Origin of the sequence: Mycobacterium pseudoshottsii JCM 15466, from assembly GCF_003584745.1 — a bacterium.
Classification (GTDB): Bacteria; Actinomycetota; Actinomycetes; order Mycobacteriales; family Mycobacteriaceae; genus Mycobacterium; species Mycobacterium marinum.
On record NZ_AP018410.1, the window covers coordinates 3,603,171 to 3,620,464 of the forward strand.

Here is a 17,294-nt window from a genome sequence, read left to right on the forward strand (position 1 = left end):
TAGTGGACCCTATTTTGGATCACGCGGACGTAAAGCCTCTTGACATGACCGCATCACGGCTGGTCGGCTCGAACCCCAGAACCCCGTTCGGACGACTGGTAACCCAGGGTAGCTTCTACTCGGCGGGGATGCAGATGGGCAGCGGCGCCGTGGTTCTGCCGGTCATTTGTGCGCATCAGGGACTTACTTGGGTGGCCGGGCTGTTGTTTCCGGCATTCAGCATCGGCGCGATTCTGGGCAACTCGGTCTCCCCGTTGATTTTGCAGCGCTTCGGCCAGTACCGGCACTTGCTGATGGCCGCGATATCGGCGAGTGCCGCAACCCTGATCCTGGCCAACGCCGCAGTTCCCTGGACCGGCGCGCTGGTCGCCGCGGTTTTCTTCGTGACCGCGACCGCCAGCGGTGTCGTCGCCGGGGTTTCCGGTGTCGCCTACACCGACATGATCTCCAACAAGTTGTCCGTGTTGCGCCGCGGCGAGCTACTGCTCACCCAAGGGGCCTTCGGATCGCTGTTGGCCACCGGCGTCACGTTGGTGATTGTGCCGAGACTGGCCCACGGTGACGAGATGGCGCGCTACCACGATCTGCTCTGGCTGGGTGCCGCGAGCATGATTGTCGCCGGCGTTGCGGCGCTGTTCGTCGGTCCGATGCGGTCAGCGTCCAGCGCACCCACCGTCCGGTTGCCGCTGCGCGATATCTACCGTCAGGGCTTCGAGATCGCCCGCCGCGAGCCATGGTTCCGTCGGTATGCGACCACCTATCTGTTGTTCGCTCCCATCAGCCTGGGTACCACGTTCTTCAGCCTGCGCGCCGCCCAGTCGAGCGGCAGCCTGCACGTCCTGGTGATCCTTTCGAGCATCGCGTTGGTTATCGGTTCGCTGCTGTGGCGAGCGGTGAACCGCCGGTTCGGCGTGCGCGGCATGCTGTTGGGTAGCTCACTGTTCAGCATCGCCGCCGCGTTGGTGTGCATCGTCGCCGAGCTGTGCGGCCAGTGGACCCAGATGTGGGCATACGGCACGGCGTTCCTCCTGGCGACCGTCGCTGCCCAAACCGTGGTCGCGGCCTCCATTTCGTGGATCAGCATGTTTGCTCCCGAACAACACCGCGCGACGCTGATCTGCTTTGGAGCGACCTTGGCCGCGGTGGTGTCCACGCTGCTGGGAGCCGTACTGGGTGAACTCGCGCAGCGGCACGCAACCATCGGCCCAGTCCTCGTCTCGCTGACCTTGGCCATCATCGCCGCCGTCGCCAGCCTGCGCGCCCCGGGACTAAGCCAAACGATCGAAGCGCAGAGTCAGCTCGTCGAGAAGGCCCCGATGCGCCGGCTGAGTCGGGCCAGGCGGGGTGCACACCGCTTGGTCACCGGCACCGCTCCGGGGCTGGGTCTGGCACTGACCCGCCACACGGCGGCAGACCGCCGCGGCCGGTACCCAAGCCTGCGCCGGGCACATCGCCGGCCCGCGCCATCCCCGATCCGGCCGGGCTGCCACGCCAGCGCGCACCGGCCCGAGCCCGGCAACCTCGCAACAGTTCTAACTTAGCCGCGACATCCAGCCGTGGGTGTCGGCAAAAGTACCCCGCTGGATCCCGGTCAACGTGTCACGCAACGCCATCGTCACCTCGCCAGGTTGACCGTCGGCGATGGTGAACTCGCCGTCGCCGTACTTCACCCGCGAGACCGGGGTGATCACGGCTGCGGTACCGCACGCGAAAACCTCGGTGATCTCGCCTGCCGCCGCCTTCTTCTGCCACTCGGCGATGTCGATCTTGCGCTCCTCCACCGCGAATCCGGCGTCAAGCGCCAACTGCAGCAACGAATCCCGGGTGATGCCGGGCAGCAGCGAGCCGGATAGCTCTGGGGTTACCAGTCTGGCCGACCCCCCCTTGCCGAGCACGAAGAAGATGTTCATCCCACCCATCTCCTCGACGTAGCGCCGTTCCACGGAATCCAGCCACACCACCTGGTCGCAACCGTTCTCGGTGGCTTCGGCCTGAGCCAGCAGCGACGCGGCGTAGTTGCCGCCGAACTTGGCGGCGCCGGTTCCTCCGGGGCAAGCACGCACGTAGTCGGTCGACACCCAGACACTGACCGGATTGATACCGCCCTTGAAGTACGCGCCGGCCGGCGAGGCGATCAACAGGTACCGGTACTGCTTGGCCGGGCGCACCCCGAGTCCCGGCTCGGTGGCGATGATGAATGGCCGCAGGTAGAGCGCCTCCTCGCCACCGGCCGGCGACACCCAGACGTTATCGACGGCGATGAGTTGGGTCAGCGATTCGATGAACAGCTCTTCGGGCAGCTCGGGAATCGCCATCCGCCGGGCCGAGGAGCGCAAGCGCGCCGCATTGGCCCAGGCCCGAAACGACACAATCGAGCCGTCCGCCCAGCGATAGGCCTTGAGACCTTCGAAAACTTCCTGCGCGTAGTGCAACACGATCGCCGACGGGTCCAACTCGATCGGGCCGTAGCCGATGACCCGCGGATTGTGCCAGCCCACACCCTCGTCGAAATCGATCGACACCATGTGGTCGGTGTGATAGCGGCCGAAGCCGGGGTCAGCCAGAATTGATACGCGCTCAGCCTCGGTGGCCGGAGTTGTCGCGCGCGTCACGGTGAACTGTTGGGACCCCCTGGTCATGGCCACGATTGTATATCGCTGTGCCAACTGGTTTTTGCCACGTGATTGGGCGCCCTACCGCGTCTTGGCCTCGACGAAGGGCGGACGCGCCACTTCGCACTCGACGGCACGGCCTCGCACGTCGACGGTGATTTGCTGGCCGTCTTCCACACCCGCGTCGGTGTCAATCAGCGCAAGCGCGATACCGATCTGCAAGGTTGGCGAGAATGTCCCCGATGTGGTGACCCCGACCGGGGTGGAGCCGTTGAGCACCGTCAGGCCCGGACGCAACACACCGCGGCCGACCATACGCAACCCCCGGAGCAAGCGGCGCGGGCCGGCCGCTTTCTCCGCCAACAACGCTTCCCGGCCAAAGAACGCGTCCTTCTTCCAGCCGATCGCCCACCCACATCGGGCCTGCAACGGCGAAATGTCGAGCGACAGTTCATGCCCGTGCAGGGGGTAGCCCATTTCGGTGCGCAGCGTGTCGCGCGCGCCCAGGCCGGCCGGCTCGCCGCCCACTTCGGAAACGGCGGCCGCCAGGGCGTCGAAGACCACGCCGGCGGACTCCCACGGCGGTAGCAGCTCATAGCCGTGCTCGCCGGTGTACCCGGTGCGGCAGACCCGAACCGATACCCCGTTGTACGACGAGTCGGCATAGCCCATGTAATCCATCTCAGTGGGCAGGCCGAGCGCGGCCAGCACCTCGGTCGAACGCGGCCCCTGCACCGCCAGCACCGCGTAGGAGCGATGCAGGTCGGTGATGGTCAAACCGCTCGGCGCCGCCGCCTGCAAGGCTGCGACCACCGCGGCGGTGTTGGCGGCGTTGGGCACCAGGAAGATTTCGTCGTCGGCAACGTAGTAGGCGATCAAGTCGTCAATCACGCCACCGGATTCGTTGCAGCACAAGGTGTATTGCGCCTTGCCCGGCCCGATGCGGCGTAGATCGTTGGTAAGCGCGGAGTTGACGAACTCCGCCGCACCCGGCCCGCGAACCAGTGCCTTACCGAGGTGGCTGACGTCGAACAAGCCGGCGGCGTTGCGGGTGGCATTGTGCTCGCTGACCGTCCCGGCGTAGGACACCGGCATCAGCCAGCCGCCGAATTCGACGAAGCTTGCGCCCAGCGCGCGGTGGCGGTCTTCCAACGGTCCCTGCATCAACTCTGGCGCGTCACTCACGGCGTCTCACCCTAATCGGTCCGGCTGCTGGCACACTTGGGCAGGTGTCCGGTTCTCCCGACCCCCTCGACTTCGAGGCGCTCGAAGCTGCCGGAATCGCTAACCCCCGGGAGCGGGCCGATCTGATCAAGTACCTCGATGACCTTGGCTTCACCCTCGAGGAAATGGCCGAGGCCGAACGGCGGGGACGGCTATTCGGCCTCGCCGGCGATGTCCTGCAATGGCCAGGCCCCCCGATCTACACCCTGACGGCCGCCGGCGAGCAACTCGGGCTATCTGCCGACGACATCGCTCACATCTGGGCCCTGCTAGGTCTCACCGTCGCCGGTCCCGACGTACCCACCCTGAGCCAGGCCGACGTCGATGCGCTGGCAACCTGGCTCGCCGTGAAATCGGTGGTGGGTGAGGACGGCGCGTTCGGGCTGTTGCGGGTGCTCGGCGCGGCCATGGCCCGGCTGGCCTAGGCCGAATCGACGATGATCCGCGCGGGGACACCGGACATCCAAATGACGTACACCAATGACGAACTGGCCACGGCGCAGGCCTACCGCGCGGTCGCCGAGTTTGTCCCCCGCATCGGCACCCTGACCGACATCGTGCACCGCCATCACCTGACCAGCGCCCGGACTCACTTCGAAGGCGTCACTCGTGATGCATCGGCCAGCGTGGTGTGCGGCATCGGTTTTGCCGATCTGTCGAGCTTCACGGTATTGACCCAAACGCTGACGCCGACGGAGCTACAGGGCCTGCTCAACGAGTTTGGCGCGGCCGTAGCCGACGTGGTGCACGCCGACGGGGGCCGGGTGGTGAAGTTCATCGGTGACGCGGTGATGTGGGTTAGTTCGACACCACAACGGCTCGCGCAGGCGGCGGTCGACCTGGTCCACCACCCCAGAGCACGCGAAGAAGGATTGCAGGTGCGGGCCGGACTTGCCTACGGCACCGCACTGGCCATCAACGGGGACTACTTCGGCACGCCGGTCAACTTGGCCGCGCGTCTGGTGGCGGCCGCGGCGCCGGGACAAGTCCTCGCCGATGCGGCGTTGCATGACCAACTGCCGGATTGGCCCACGATCCCCCAGGGCCCATTGACGCTCAAGGGATTTGACGACCCGGTGAATGCATTCGAACTGCAAGGCAGCGCCGATCGACCAGACGGTGGGCAAGCAGGCCCGCGCTGCGGCGACTAGGGTGATTGCCCGTGACCGCCGAATCGGGTGACCAAATCCCCACCGTCCATGTCGCCACCTCGTTGCCGAAGCGTGGTGTGAGTTCATCCGTGCTGATCGTGCCGGTCGTCTCGACCGGCGACGATGAGCAGTCCGGCGAGCGGCCAGGCGCCGTCGTCGCCTCCGCGGAGCCATTCCTGAGCGCGGATGCGATCGCCGAGATCGAGGCGGGCCTGCGGGCCCTGGACGCTACCGGCGCCAGTGACCAGGTGCACCGGCTCGTGGTGTCGTCGCTTCCGGTGAGCAGCGTGCTGACGGTGGGCCTGGGCAAACCCCGCTATGAGTGGACACCGGACGCGGTGCGTCGTGCCGCCGGCGCTGCCGCGCGTGCGCTCGGCACTGCGAAGGCAGTGGTGACCACGTTGGCGGACTTGCCCGGCGACGGTGTCTGCGCCGCGGCCGTCGAGGGTCTGATCCTGGGCAGCTATCGGTTCAGCGCCTTCCGTAGCGCCAAGACGGCACCCAAAGATGCCGGGCTGCACAAGATCACCGTGCTGACGACGGCCAAAGACGCCCGGAAGCACTGCGCGCACGGTGCAGCCGTGGCAACCGCCGTCGCCACCGCCCGCGACCTGGTGAACACGCCGCCCAGCCACCTCTATCCCGCCGAGTTGGCGCGACGGGCCAAAGTTCTGGGCGAGTCGGTCGGACTCGAAGTCCAAGTGCTCGACGAGAAGGCACTGCAAAAAGCCGGATACGGCGGGCTGGTCGGTGTCGGTCAGGGCTCGTCCCGCCCGCCGCGGCTGGTGCGGTTGACCCACCGGGGATCGCGGCTGGCCAAGAACCCCAGACGGGCCAAGAAGGTCGCCCTGGTCGGCAAGGGAGTGACCTTTGATACCGGCGGGATCTCGATCAAGCCGGCCGCGTCGATGCATTACATGACCTCGGACATGGGTGGCGCGGCCGCGGTGATCGCGACCGTCGCGCTGGCGGCCCAGCTGGAGTTGCCGATCGACGTGATCGCCACGGTGCCGATCGCCGAAAACATGCCTTCGGCCACGGCACAGCGGCCCGGCGACGTGCTGACGCAGTACGGCGGAACCACGGTCGAGGTGCTCAACACCGACGCGGAGGGCCGGCTGATCCTGGCCGATGCCATCGTTCGGGCGTGTGAGGACAACCCGGACTATCTGATCGAGACCTCGACGTTGACCGGAGCCCAGACCGTGGCCTTGGGTGCGCGTATCCCCGGAGTCATGGGCAGCGACGAGTTCCGCGACCGGGTCGCGGCGATCTCCCAACAGGTGGGTGAGAACGGTTGGCCCATGCCGCTGCCGGACGAACTCAAGGACGACCTGAAATCCACGGTGGCCGACCTGGCCAATGTCAGTGGGCAGCGCTTTGCCGGCATGTTGGTCGCTGGGGTGTTCTTGCGGGAGTTCGTCGCCGATGCGGTGGACTGGGCACATATCGATGTGGCCGGCCCGGCGTACAACACCGGTAGCGCCTGGGGCTACACGCCCAAGGGAGCCACCGGCGTGCCGACCCGCACCATGTTCGCGGTGCTCGAGGACATCGCGGCTAACGGCTGAACCCGCAGCGCGAAGATCGCGAAACTCCTGCCACCGCAAATACCGCCGGTTTAGCCAAGGAGCACAGCGGTTAGTCCGGTCACCGACGGCGATACTGCGGCCCATGGCCGGACTGTGACTGTGCGACGGTTGATCATCGCCGTAGCCGCCGTGCTCTTGGTGGCTGGCGCGATTGGGCTGTTGGTGCCGGTGACGGCATCCAAGGGCGACGGCGGCTCCGTGTCTTGCGGCAGCGGCCTGGTGGCTGACCTGTCCGCAGCGGGGACGCAAACAACAGCAATGGCGCCAACATACCGATCCCCAACCAGGTCATCCCGCACACCGACGTCGTCGCGCAATGTCAGTCGGCGGTGTCCAGCAGGGGCATGTGGGCGATACCGCTGGCGGTCATCGGGGCCGGCGGAATAGCCGGCGCGGTGCTCGCGCGGCGGTCCGAAGGTGCAGCGGCGAGCGTCTGACGCGTCAGATGACCCGCATGCGTGCGGTGCTTCGCAGCGCCGGGGGCAGCACTCGGGAGATGCCGTAGAGCGCGTAGGCCTCCGGAGCTACCGGCCGGATCGGCTTGTTCTTCTTGACGGCGGACACAATCGCTTTGGCGACCTTGTCCGGCCCATAGCTGCGTAGCGCAAACATCTTGTCGATCTGTCCACGCCGGCCGTCCAGTTGGTCGCCGCCTTTGCCGGGCGGCGCGTCGAAGCGGGTGGTGTTGACGATATTGGTGTTGATGACGCCGGGACAGATGGTGGTCAGGCCGACATCGGCCGCATCGAGTTCGGCACGCAGACAGTCCGAGAACATGAACGTCGCCGCCTTTGAGGTGCAGTAGGCGCTCAATGACTGCAGCGGGGCGTATGCGGCCATCGACGACACATTGACGATGTGGCCTCCGGTACCGCGCTCAACCAGACGCTGACCAAAGGCTCGGCAGCCGTTGACCACACCACCCAGGTTGACGTCGAGCACCCGGTCGAACTGCTCTGCGGGAGTGTCCAAGAACCTCCCCGCCTGGCCGACGCCGGCGTTGTTGACGACGATATCGGGCAGCCCGTGCGTGGCGCTGACCTGATCCGCGAACGCCTCGACCGCCTCGGTGTCGGATACATCGAGCACATAGGGGTGGGCAACACCACCGCGCGCGGCGATTTCGGCGGCGGTGTCCTTCACGGTGGCCTCGTCGATGTCGCTGAGCACAACTTCGGCGCCCTCGCGCGCGAACGCGAGGGCGGTTTCCCGGCCAATTCCGCTGCCCGCCCCGGTGACCGCCACCAGGGTGTCACCGAAGTACTTGCGGGGACGGCCAACCTGGGCCCGCAGCAGAGCGCGGCTCGGCGGCTTGCCGTCAACCAGGTCGGCGAAGTCGTGCACCGCTGCCGCCATCACCTGCGGATGCGACATCGGCGAAAAATGACCTGCTTTGATGTCGCGGCGCCACAACCGCGGCACCCAGCGCGCGGTTTCGTCGTACCCGTAGGGCCGCACGTAGGGGTCCTTGGTGTTGACGATGAGTTGCACCGGCACGTCGATGACCGGCACGCCGCGTGTGCGCGACTGCCGAGAAAAGGCCCGAAAGTAGTTAGCCGGATAGGTCTTCACCGAGTTGGCGGCATCGCTGGCCAAGTTGTCGGAATGGTGAATCTGGTCGAGGGGAAGGTTGTCGACCATGTTGCGCCGAACCGAGGCACGCGACAGCGTCGCCCGCAACACCAGCGGGGCCAACACCGGCACCGAGAACAGCGCCATGTAGCTCAACCGCAGCGCCTGGGTGAGTGCGCGAGCAAAGGTTTTTGGCCGCCACGGCTGGCGCAGACCGCCGAATATGTAGTTGACCAGCTGGTCCTGGCTCGGGCCGGACACCGACGTGAACGACGCGACCCGATCGGCCGCGCCGGAGCGGGTCAAGTAGTCCCAAATCGCCACCGAACCCCAGTCGTGACCCAGTACGTGTACCGGCTGGCCGGGGCTGAGCGCTTCGATGACGGCGGCGAAGTCGTCGGCCAAACACGCTGTGGTGTAGGCAGAAACGGCCTTGGGGGCCGACGACAGGCCGACACCGCGATTGTCATAGCGCAGAATCCGGAACCGTTCGGCCAAACGCGGAACGACCCCGTCCCACAACACGTGAGAGTCGGGAAAACCGTGCACGAGCACCACCGTCGGGCCGTCGGGGTTGCCCTCTTCATAGACAGCGATCCGCACGCCACCAGCGCTGTCGACGAACTGCTGGGGTGCTTGTTTTGTTGCCGGCATCGGACCTCCGCCCACCTGCGACTTGTTATGCCAATCAGTCGCCACACCGTAGCAAGCGCCATACACAAGCCCCGCGGGCCAAGCGCCACGCCCTGGGTGCGAGCCGACCAAGCGACAGTGACAGGATAGGTTTCGAGATCAACTTGGGTTCCGTACCTGGTGCACGACTGTGTGGTAAGCCAGAGGTCGGCCTATGCCTACCGACGACCGATCTAGGAGTCAAAAACGATGGCCTTCTCAGTCCAGATGCCGGCACTCGGTGAGAGCGTCACCGAGGGAACCGTCACCCGGTGGCTCAAGCAGGAGGGCGACACCGTCGAGATCGACGAGCCACTGGTTGAGGTTTCTACCGACAAGGTCGACACCGAAATTCCCTCGCCGGCCGCCGGCGTGCTGACCAAGATCGTCGCCAAGGAGGACGACACGGTCGAGGTCGGCGGTGAGCTCGCCATCATCGGCGATGCGGCCGAGAGTGGCGGCGGCGATGCGCCGTCCCAACCGGAGCCCGAGGCCGAGCCCGCCGCGGCGGCTCAGCCCGAACCGGAGGCCGAGCCCGAGCCGCAACCCGAAGCCAAACCCCAATCCGGAGGCTCGTCGGCTGCTGGTGGCGACGCGACCCCGGTGCTAATGCCCGAACTGGGCGAGTCGGTGGCGGAGGGCACCGTAACTCGCTGGCTGAAGAAGGTCGGGGATTCGGTTCAGGTCGATGAAGCGCTGGTGGAGGTGTCTACCGACAAGGTGGACACCGAGATCCCGTCACCGGTGGCCGGCGTCCTGCTCAGCATCACCGCCGAGGAGGACGACGTCGTCCAGGTCGGCGGCGAGTTGGCACGGATCGGCTCCGGATCTGCGGCCGCCGCACCGCCCGAGTCCAAGCCGGCCCCCGCCCCCGAGGCGGCCCCCGAAACCAAGGCCGCTCCTGAGCCCAAGGCCGCGCCCGAGCCCAAGGCGGCTCCCGAGCCCAAGGCGGCTCCCGAGCCCAAGGCAGCTCCCGAGCCCAAGCCTGCGCCCGCGGCAACGCCGCAGCCCGCGGCCGCCCCGGCACCAAGTGCGGGCGACGGCACCCCCTACGTGACTCCCCTGGTCCGAAAACTGGCCGAGGAGAACAACATCGACCTCGACTCGGTGACCGGCACCGGTGTCGGCGATCGCATCCGCAAGCAAGACGTATTGGCCGCTGCCGAGAAGAAGAAAGAGCGACTAGAGGCCAAGCCAGCGGCTGCTCAGGCTTCGGCTCCCGCCTCGCCTTCGAAGGCGGCAGCCCCGGCTGCGGCCGCGGCGCTGGCACACCTGCGGGGCACCAAGCAGAAGGCCAGCCGGATTCGGCAGATCACCGCGATCAAGACCCGCGAATCCCTGCAGGCAACCGCGCAGCTCACTCAGACCCATGAGGTCGACATGACCAGGATCGTGGCGCTGCGGGCCCGGGCCAAGGGGTCCTTTGCCGAGCGGGAGGGTGTGAACCTGACCTTCTTGCCGTTCATCGCCCGTGCCGTGATCGACGCCCTCAAGATCCACCCGAACATCAACGCCAGCTACAACGAGGAAACCAAGGAGATCACCTACTACGACGCCGAGCACCTCGGGTTCGCCGTCGACACCGACCAGGGCCTGCTCTCCCCCGTGATCCACAACGCCGGCGATCTGTCGTTGGCCGGGCTGGCACGGGCGATCGCCGACATCGCCGCCCGCGCTCGATCGGGCAACCTCAAGCCCGACGAGTTGTCCGGCGGCACCTTTACCATCACCAACATCGGCAGCCAGGGCGCCTTGTTCGATACCCCGATTCTAGTGCCGCCGCAGGCCGCCATGTTGGGTACCGGGGCGATCGTGAAACGACCGCGAGTGGTCGTCGACGACACCGGCAACGAATCGATCGGCGTCCGCTCCGTGTGCTACCACCCGCTGACCTACGATCACCGCCTGGTCGATGGTGCTGATGCGGGACGTTTCCTCACCACCATCAAGCACCGCCTCGAAGAGGGAGCTTTCGAGGCCGACCTGGGGCTCTGAGAGCGTGGGCAAAGCCGTTGTCGCCATAGCGGGTTCGTCTGGATTGATCGGCTCGGCGTTGGCAGCGGCACTACGCGCGGCCGATCACCGCGTGCTTCGGATCGTGCGCCGAACTCCGGCCAATTCCGAAGAGCTGCACTGGAACCCCGAAAGCGGCGAGTTCGATCCCGACGCACTCACCGATGTCGACGTCGTCATCAACCTGTGTGGCGTCGGCATCGGCCGCCGCCGCTGGTCAGGCGCCTTCAAACAGAGCCTGCGCGATAGCCGGATCACACCCACCGAAGTGCTCTCCAGCGCCGTCGCCGACGCCGGCGTGCCCACCTTGATCAACGCCAGCGCGGTGGGCTACTACGGGGACACCCGCGACCGGGTGGTCGACGAAAACGACCCAGCCGGAATGGGATTTCTCGCCCAGCTGTGCGTGGACTGGGAAGCCGCCACGCTACCCGCCCAATACGCCGGCACCCGGGTCGTATTGGCGCGCACCGGCCTGGTGCTGGCCCCGACGGGAGGCACCCTACGCCCGTTGCGCCCGGCGTTCTCAGTGGGACTCGGCGCCCGGCTGGGCAACGGCCGCCAGTACATGGCATGGATCAGCCTCGAAGACGAGGTGCGCGCGCTGCTGTTCGCCATCTCCAACCCGACGTTGTCAGGCCCGGTCAACATGGCTGGGCCCGCGCCGGTAACCAATGCCGAATTCACCACCGCCTTCGGACGCGCGTTAAACCGCCCAACCCCGTTGATGCTGCCCGGTTTCGCGGCGCGCGCCGCCCTCGGCGAGTTCGCCGACGAAGGCCTGCTGATAGGCCAACGCGCCATCCCCACCGCACTCGAGCAAGCCGGTTTCCAGTTTCACCACAACACAATTGGTGAAGCGTTGAGTTACGCCACAGCACGCCGCGACCAGATCTAGCACAACTCCGGACACCGCGAGCATGCTCGGCGGAACCCGCCACCAGGGCGGGCCAGGCGCCAAGTCGCCCCACCGACTACTGCGCAAACGGACCGATCGGCCCCTGCGCGTCATGCCGAAGACACACAACCAGCTCAACAGCAGGGCTAAAGGGAAGTGCGGCGGATATAGGCGCGAATGGCGATAGGGGCCAATAGTGCGGTCAGAACTATCGAATAGATCAGCGTGGACAATGCCGGATGATGCAGTGGCAATTGCGCGCTTGGCGGCGCCATTGGCTCATCGATGGTGAGCTTGCGCAATGCCAGCGCCAAGGATGAGAGCGGATTCCATTCGGCAATCACGCGCAGCGCGTGCGGCATAGGCTGTGTTGGCACAAAGCAGCCCGATATGGAAATAATTGGCAGCGTTATCAAGAACACCGCAGCACCAACTACCTCCACAGTCCTGACCATCAAGCCAACCACCATGCCCAGCCACATAAACCCGACACCGAAAACTAGTACCAGCACGAAAGCCAGCACAGCATCGGCCAGGCTGCCGTGCATCCGCCACCCAATGAGCATGCCACTAATACCGATCAGAATGTATACGATCGCCGCGTAGAGCAGCGAGACCAGGCCGCGCGCGATCAACGGCGCGGAATTAGATATTGGAAGCGAACGGAATCTGATAAAGACGTCATTTTCGACATCCGCAGAGATCGCCGCCCCCACAAGTATTATTGTCGCTACTATCGCCTGCGCCTGGATACCCGGCAGGGCTCCGGCGTTGTTGATTAGCAGGCTTGTGAGCTGGGTTGATGATCTTTGGTGCCGCGCTATTGGGGCCGGAGTGTAGGCACGGGCTATCTGGAGAACGATCGAGTTGGTTACTGTTCGTCGTTGGTCTGGAGTTGCCCGTGCCTACCGTTTCAGTATTGCGTGTGTCGTCGGTTCCAGAGGTGTTCGACCGCTGGAGTCCTGGTGAGCGCAGCGAGCTCATCGGATCGGAGTTTCTCGATGTGTTGGCCTCGGTGCCAGACCCGAGGGGCCCACGCGGTCGGAGGTATTCGCTGGTGGCTTTGTTGGCGATCGCGGTTCTGGCCACTGCCGCGGGGATGCGCGGCTATGCTGGTTTTGCCACATGGGCGGCCACCGCTCCCGATGATGTGTTGGCCCAATTAGGGGTCCGGTTCCGGCGGCCCAGTGAGAAGACCTTCCGCGCTGTTTTGTCTCGGCTAGACCCCGCCGACCTCAACGCCAGGATGGGCAGTTACTTCACTGCACACGTGGCTAGCAGCGACCCCAGTGGATTGGTGCCGATCGCGTTGGACGGCAAGATGCTGCGTGGTGCTTTACGCGCCAAAGCGACAGCCACGCATCTCGTGTCGGTGTTCGCCCACCGTGCCCGATTGGTGCTCGGTCAACTCGCTGTCGCCGAGAAAAGCAATGAAATTCCCTGCGTACGTGCCCTGCTCACGCTGCTGCCGGGTAGCTTGCGGTGGCTGGTCACCGTGGATGCGATGCATACCCAGGTTGTCACCGCGAAGTTGATCTGCGCCACCTTGAAGTCGCACTACCTGATGATCGTCAAGTCCAACCAAGCCAAAATATTTGCGCGTATCACCGCGCTGCCCTGGGCCGAGGTGCCCGCAGCCGCTACCGACGACTCCCGCGGCCACGGCCGTGTCGAGACCCGCACCCTGCAAATCATCACCGCTGCACGAGGAATCGGCTTCCCCTACGCAAAACAAATCATCCGGATCACTCGTGAACGCTTGATCACCGCCACCGACCAGCGCAGCGTGGAGGTGGTCTATGCCATCTGCAGCCTGCCGTTCGAGCACGCCCGCCCTACCGCGATCATGACCTGGATGCGTCAACACTGGGGAATCGAGAACAGCCTGCACTGGATACGCGACGTCACCTTCGACGAAGACCGTCAAAGGGCACATACCGGAAACGGCGCACAGGTCCTAGCAACGCTACGCAACACCGCGATCAATCTGCACCGCCTCAACGGCGCCGACAACATCGCCGAAGCCTGCCGGATCACCGCTTTGACCGCCAACCGCCGCCTAGACCTCCTCAATCCACAATTCCCCAGCTCACAAGCCTGCTAATCAACAACGCCGGAGCCCTGTCCTCCACCCCAACCACACCCCCACCTACACCAACCACCTCAAAAACTTCCTCCACTGACACACACAAATCACCCAAGAAGAGTTCAGCGGAGCCGGTCTGCCCCGGCAAGCTTGCCGAGCCACCGGCCGCCCCTCACTACCGACGCATCCGGACGTGATGCCCACGCGCCGTTGTGCGCATACACCTGGCGGCACCAGCCGCGACAGCTGCCGTTACATCAGTGCGCGCGCGCCTTCCCGACGCAGCTTGCCCGACGTCGTCTTCGGCAAGCTACCCGGAGCCAGCAACCGCACCTCACGCGGCGCATGACCGACGTGACTGCTGACGCGCGCTGCGATCGCTCGTCGCAGTTGGGTCAGCTCAGATTCGTCGAACCGATCGTAGACTTCGGCCAGTACCGCGAAACCTTCGCGATCGGTGTCCAGCCGCAGGGCCGCTACGCATCCTTTGCGTACGCCCTCGACACTTGCGGCGGCACGTTCGATGTCGTGGGGATAGAGATTTCGGCCAGCCAGCACGATCATGTCCTTGGCACGACCGCAGACATAAAGCCGTCCCAGCTCATCGAGATAGCCGAGATCTCCCGTATCAAACCAGCCCGCGTCGTCGACCAACGGTATGGTGCCGTCCACGGTGACGTAGCGCTTACCGATCGAGGGACTGCAGAGTTCGATGACGCCTACCTTTCTGGCGTCTTGCAGCTGCCCATCTCTGGTGATGCGGATTTGCATGTCGGGAATGGGCAGCCCAACGCAAACCACAGGTTGCGCGCCCTGGGCATCTGCGGCGACAGGTTTTGCGAAATGATCTTCCGAAAGACGCTGCCGGGAAACGTAATCCACGACGGCCGGCGCGCCGAATGCACCAGCCGAAACCGTTAGCGCGGCTTCCGCTAGCCCATAGAATGGCGTTGGCACGCCCGAACCCATACCGAACCGCGCCCCCACGGTCGCCAAGTTCTCCAGATCACGGTGATCGATCGGCTCAGCTCCGTTGACCGCCACGCGAAGGGCCGACAGATTGATCGATTCTGGGTCGGCCCGTTCGAGCACGCGCGCCAACACCGAATACGCGAAGTTGGGCCCGGCGGTGACATTGGCCCGGAACTTGCTCAGCATCTCGGCCCAGACGATGGGTCTGCGCAGGAACTCGTCAGTTCGGATCACCACCACCGTGTTTCCCGTTTTCATCGGTATGCAGATGAACCCGACCATCCCCATGTCGTGACACAGCGGTAGCCAGCTGGCCATCACCGTATCGACGGTGATACCGACTGCCTGACATGACGCGTCGATGTTCGCGACAAGATTGCCGTGGCTGATTTCCACCGCCTTCGGGATCCCGGTCGATCCCGAGGTGAGTTGGCGCATCGCGATGTCGTTGTCGTTGGTATCCACAACAGCGGCTGGACCCGTGCCACGCAAGGAGCCCACAGCGCAGACAAGGAGTCCCTCCGCGGCCAGAGCATCCGCGGCCATCTCAAACGGATCACCCACGACCACCAGCGCGGCACCTAGCATCCGGCATGCACGTACGGTATCGGCGATCCACACCGCGAGATCACTCCGCGGAGTCGGCTGCTGCAGCATTGTCAGTGCGGCACCACGAAGCCACAGTGCCTGAGCCAGCGGCGCCACATCGCAGGCCTCCGCCGCCAGCACCGCGACGGTGTCGCCACAACCAATCCCCCTGGCTGCCAAACTGTTTGACATGCCATGGGCCTGTTCCTCAACCGCACGCAAAGTTATCTCTCGGGGAGCATCGACCGAACCGACATAAAGAGCGTTCGGGGAAGACTCGGCAGCGGCACCAATTTCACGGACCAACCTACTACTCAAGACAAAAACTCCTTTACTCGGCAAACGTTATCGACACAGGCCGCATCGCCACATAACGCGCGATTCCCCACCCCACCGCTTACCCGGCGGATCCGATCGGTGGACGCAACACCGGCCAGCCCAATCTAACGAGCAACAGAAACACCACTACACTCCCGAAAGCGACACCACCATTCAGAACCCGACACTCACACACCCGCAATCGCAACAAACCATACGAGCGCAACTTCACTCTCCCGCGACAAAACCCAGCACGGCTTGCCCGCACAACAACTTTCCCAAATATTCACTCTTAGTAACGGCCCTGAACCTCGGAGTAGCCACGATTTCTTCAGCGGGCCTAGGATGCGTCCACGCACCTCGCGATCTGTGTCAAAATTCGCCGGATATCAGATGCGCAGCCATCGCACGGATCGTCGGATAGTCTCAGACGATGGTCGCATCTGCCTCGATACCGTGCTCACGCTGAAGATCAGCACATAAAGACAGACTCATAGCCGAGTCAATTCCACATTCAGGCAACGGAAGATCAACGTCAACCGAGCCCGGAGACATGTTGAGGTACAGGCCGACTTTTCCAATCAACCAATCTGCGAGCTGCCGCTCGTCCAATTCACCACTGTCGATATTAGACAATCCCGCCCCAATCATCGTTGCCGAGGCGACCATTCCGATAGCACTGGCCGCGGACAAGCCACCAACGCCCAGCGTCGCACCGACAAATCCAACACAACTCAAATCTTCGATCGATTGCCGCGCTACGCTTGCGTGGCAATCGACGCGTCCTCCATCATCAAGCCCGGCTTCCACGCCATCGCTTAATCCGACAATTTCCGGCAACTAATGAATACGTTGCCACAACGCTAATCAGACAACTCGATTATCCGGTGTCTACTATGGCAGTGCATTCAGGAGTTTTATGATACTACGGATTCGCCAAAGAATCCTCGTTACCAAACTTCCAAGCCGCCCGCCGATGGGATCAAAGCGTATCCGTTTCTGCCGGTGTCCGGCCCCGGGCCAGCGACGATGTCAGCCCGACTCATCGGCCACCCGTAGCGGATGCTGACCACCGAGATTGCTGGCCTCAAAACCGAAATCACCGAACACATCACGATGCTCGCTCCCGTCGCTGCGCGTGACCTGACTGGCGACACTGCCCGAGGCGGAGATCGTCGACGAGACAACTCCTCATCGGCTTCGGTCCAAGGACAGCACCGCCTGCCAAAGGGAGCTTTCGAGGCCAACCTGGGGCTCCGAGAGCGTGGGCAAAGCCGTTGCCGCCATTACGGGTTCGTCCGGCTTGATCGGCTCGGCGTTGGCAGCGGCACTACGCGTGGCCGATCACCGCGTGCTTCGGATCGTCCACCGAGCACCAGCCAATTCCGAAGAGCTGCACTGGAGCCCCGAGAGCGGCGAGTTCGATCGTGACGCACTCGCCGATGTCGACGTCGTCATCAGTTCCACCACAACATAATTGGTGAAGCGTTGAGCCACGCCACAGCCCACCGCGACCAGATCTAGCACAACTCCGAACACCGCGAGCACGCTCGGCGGAACCCACCAACAGGGCGGGCTACCGCCAAGCCGCCCAAT

11 protein-coding genes and 3 pseudogenes are annotated in these 17,294 nt (G+C 64.6%); 8 read left to right on the forward strand and 6 right to left on the reverse strand.

Annotation, left to right across the window (positions count from 1 at the left end; all coding sequences use genetic code 11):
• Nucleotides 1-44: 44 nt before the first annotated feature.
• Entirely contained in the window at nt 45-1,541 is a 1,497-nt protein-coding gene (locus MPSD_RS16390) for an MFS transporter (RefSeq protein ID WP_020787095.1), read from the forward strand.
• Here the strand turns inward: MPSD_RS16390 and MPSD_RS16395 are convergent.
• Both MPSD_RS16395 and gcvT read right to left on the reverse strand, forming a co-directional pair.
• A complete protein-coding gene (locus MPSD_RS16395; RefSeq protein WP_036426498.1) occupies nt 1,533-2,639 on the reverse strand; it encodes a branched-chain amino acid aminotransferase in 1,107 nt (368 codons plus the stop codon). The genes MPSD_RS16390 and MPSD_RS16395 overlap by 9 nt on opposite strands.
• A gap of 54 nt (nt 2,640-2,693) precedes the next feature.
• Nucleotides 2,694-3,797 (reverse strand): glycine cleavage system aminomethyltransferase GcvT, encoded by a 1,104-nt coding sequence (gcvT, locus tag MPSD_RS16400; protein WP_086085315.1) that lies wholly within the window; start codon nt 3,795-3,797, stop codon nt 2,694-2,696.
• A gap of 44 nt (nt 3,798-3,841) precedes the next feature.
• On the opposite strand from gcvT, the pseudogene MPSD_RS16405 reads away from it, so the two are divergent.
• From MPSD_RS16405 to MPSD_RS29505, 3 genes and pseudogenes are all read left to right on the forward strand, one after another.
• Nucleotides 3,842-4,987, forward strand: a pseudogene (locus MPSD_RS16405) (adenylate/guanylate cyclase domain-containing protein).
• A gap of 11 nt (nt 4,988-4,998) precedes the next feature.
• Nucleotides 4,999-6,558 (forward strand): leucyl aminopeptidase, encoded by a 1,560-nt coding sequence (locus MPSD_RS16410; RefSeq protein WP_015356181.1) that lies wholly within the window; start codon nt 4,999-5,001, stop codon nt 6,556-6,558.
• 114 nt (nt 6,559-6,672) lie between these two features.
• Nucleotides 6,673-7,016: pseudogene (locus MPSD_RS29505) on the forward strand (aminopeptidase).
• A gap of 4 nt (nt 7,017-7,020) precedes the next feature.
• Here MPSD_RS29505 and MPSD_RS16420 read toward each other — a convergent pair.
• The gene (locus MPSD_RS16420; protein WP_020787090.1) at nt 7,021-8,805 is read right to left on the reverse strand and encodes an SDR family oxidoreductase; all 1,785 of its coding nucleotides are present in this window, start codon (nt 8,803-8,805) and stop codon (nt 7,021-7,023) included.
• Between the two features lie 228 nt (nt 8,806-9,033).
• On the opposite strand from MPSD_RS16420, the gene sucB reads away from it, so the two are divergent.
• A complete protein-coding gene (gene sucB, locus MPSD_RS16425; protein WP_086085314.1) occupies nt 9,034-10,818 on the forward strand; it encodes a 2-oxoglutarate dehydrogenase, E2 component, dihydrolipoamide succinyltransferase in 1,785 nt (594 codons plus the stop codon).
• Between the two features lie 4 nt (nt 10,819-10,822).
• A complete protein-coding gene (locus tag MPSD_RS16430) occupies nt 10,823-11,734 on the forward strand; it encodes a TIGR01777 family oxidoreductase (RefSeq protein WP_020787088.1) in 912 nt (303 codons plus the stop codon).
• Nucleotides 11,735-11,880: 146 nt separating this feature from the next.
• Here MPSD_RS16430 and MPSD_RS16435 read toward each other — a convergent pair whose 3' ends face one another.
• Nucleotides 11,881-12,450 carry an ABC transporter permease gene (locus MPSD_RS16435; RefSeq protein WP_232022554.1) on the reverse strand — a complete coding sequence of 190 codons (570 nt, stop codon included), beginning with the start codon at nt 12,448-12,450 and terminating at the stop codon, nt 11,881-11,883.
• Nucleotides 12,451-12,635: 185 nt separating this feature from the next.
• Between MPSD_RS16435 and MPSD_RS16445 the strand changes: the two genes are divergently transcribed.
• Nucleotides 12,636-13,838 carry an ISAs1-like element IS2404/ISMul1 family transposase gene (locus MPSD_RS16445; RefSeq protein ID WP_420811932.1) on the forward strand — a complete coding sequence of 401 codons (1,203 nt, stop codon included), beginning with the start codon at nt 12,636-12,638 and terminating at the stop codon, nt 13,836-13,838.
• Between the two features lie 234 nt (nt 13,839-14,072).
• Here the strand turns inward: MPSD_RS16445 and MPSD_RS16450 are convergent, their stop codons facing one another.
• Both MPSD_RS16450 and MPSD_RS16455 read right to left on the reverse strand, forming a co-directional pair.
• A complete protein-coding gene (locus tag MPSD_RS16450) occupies nt 14,073-15,722 on the reverse strand; it encodes a fatty acyl-AMP ligase (protein WP_317742335.1) in 1,650 nt (549 codons plus the stop codon).
• Between the two features lie 402 nt (nt 15,723-16,124).
• On the reverse strand, nt 16,125-16,538 hold the full coding sequence (locus MPSD_RS16455) for an acyl carrier protein (RefSeq protein WP_223161185.1): 414 nt from the start codon (nt 16,536-16,538) through the stop codon (nt 16,125-16,127).
• Between the two features lie 424 nt (nt 16,539-16,962).
• On the opposite strand from MPSD_RS16455, the pseudogene MPSD_RS16460 reads away from it, so the two are divergent.
• Nucleotides 16,963-17,160, forward strand: a pseudogene (locus MPSD_RS16460) (NAD-dependent epimerase/dehydratase family protein); the annotation flags it as partial.
• Nucleotides 17,161-17,294: the final 134 nt, after the last annotated feature.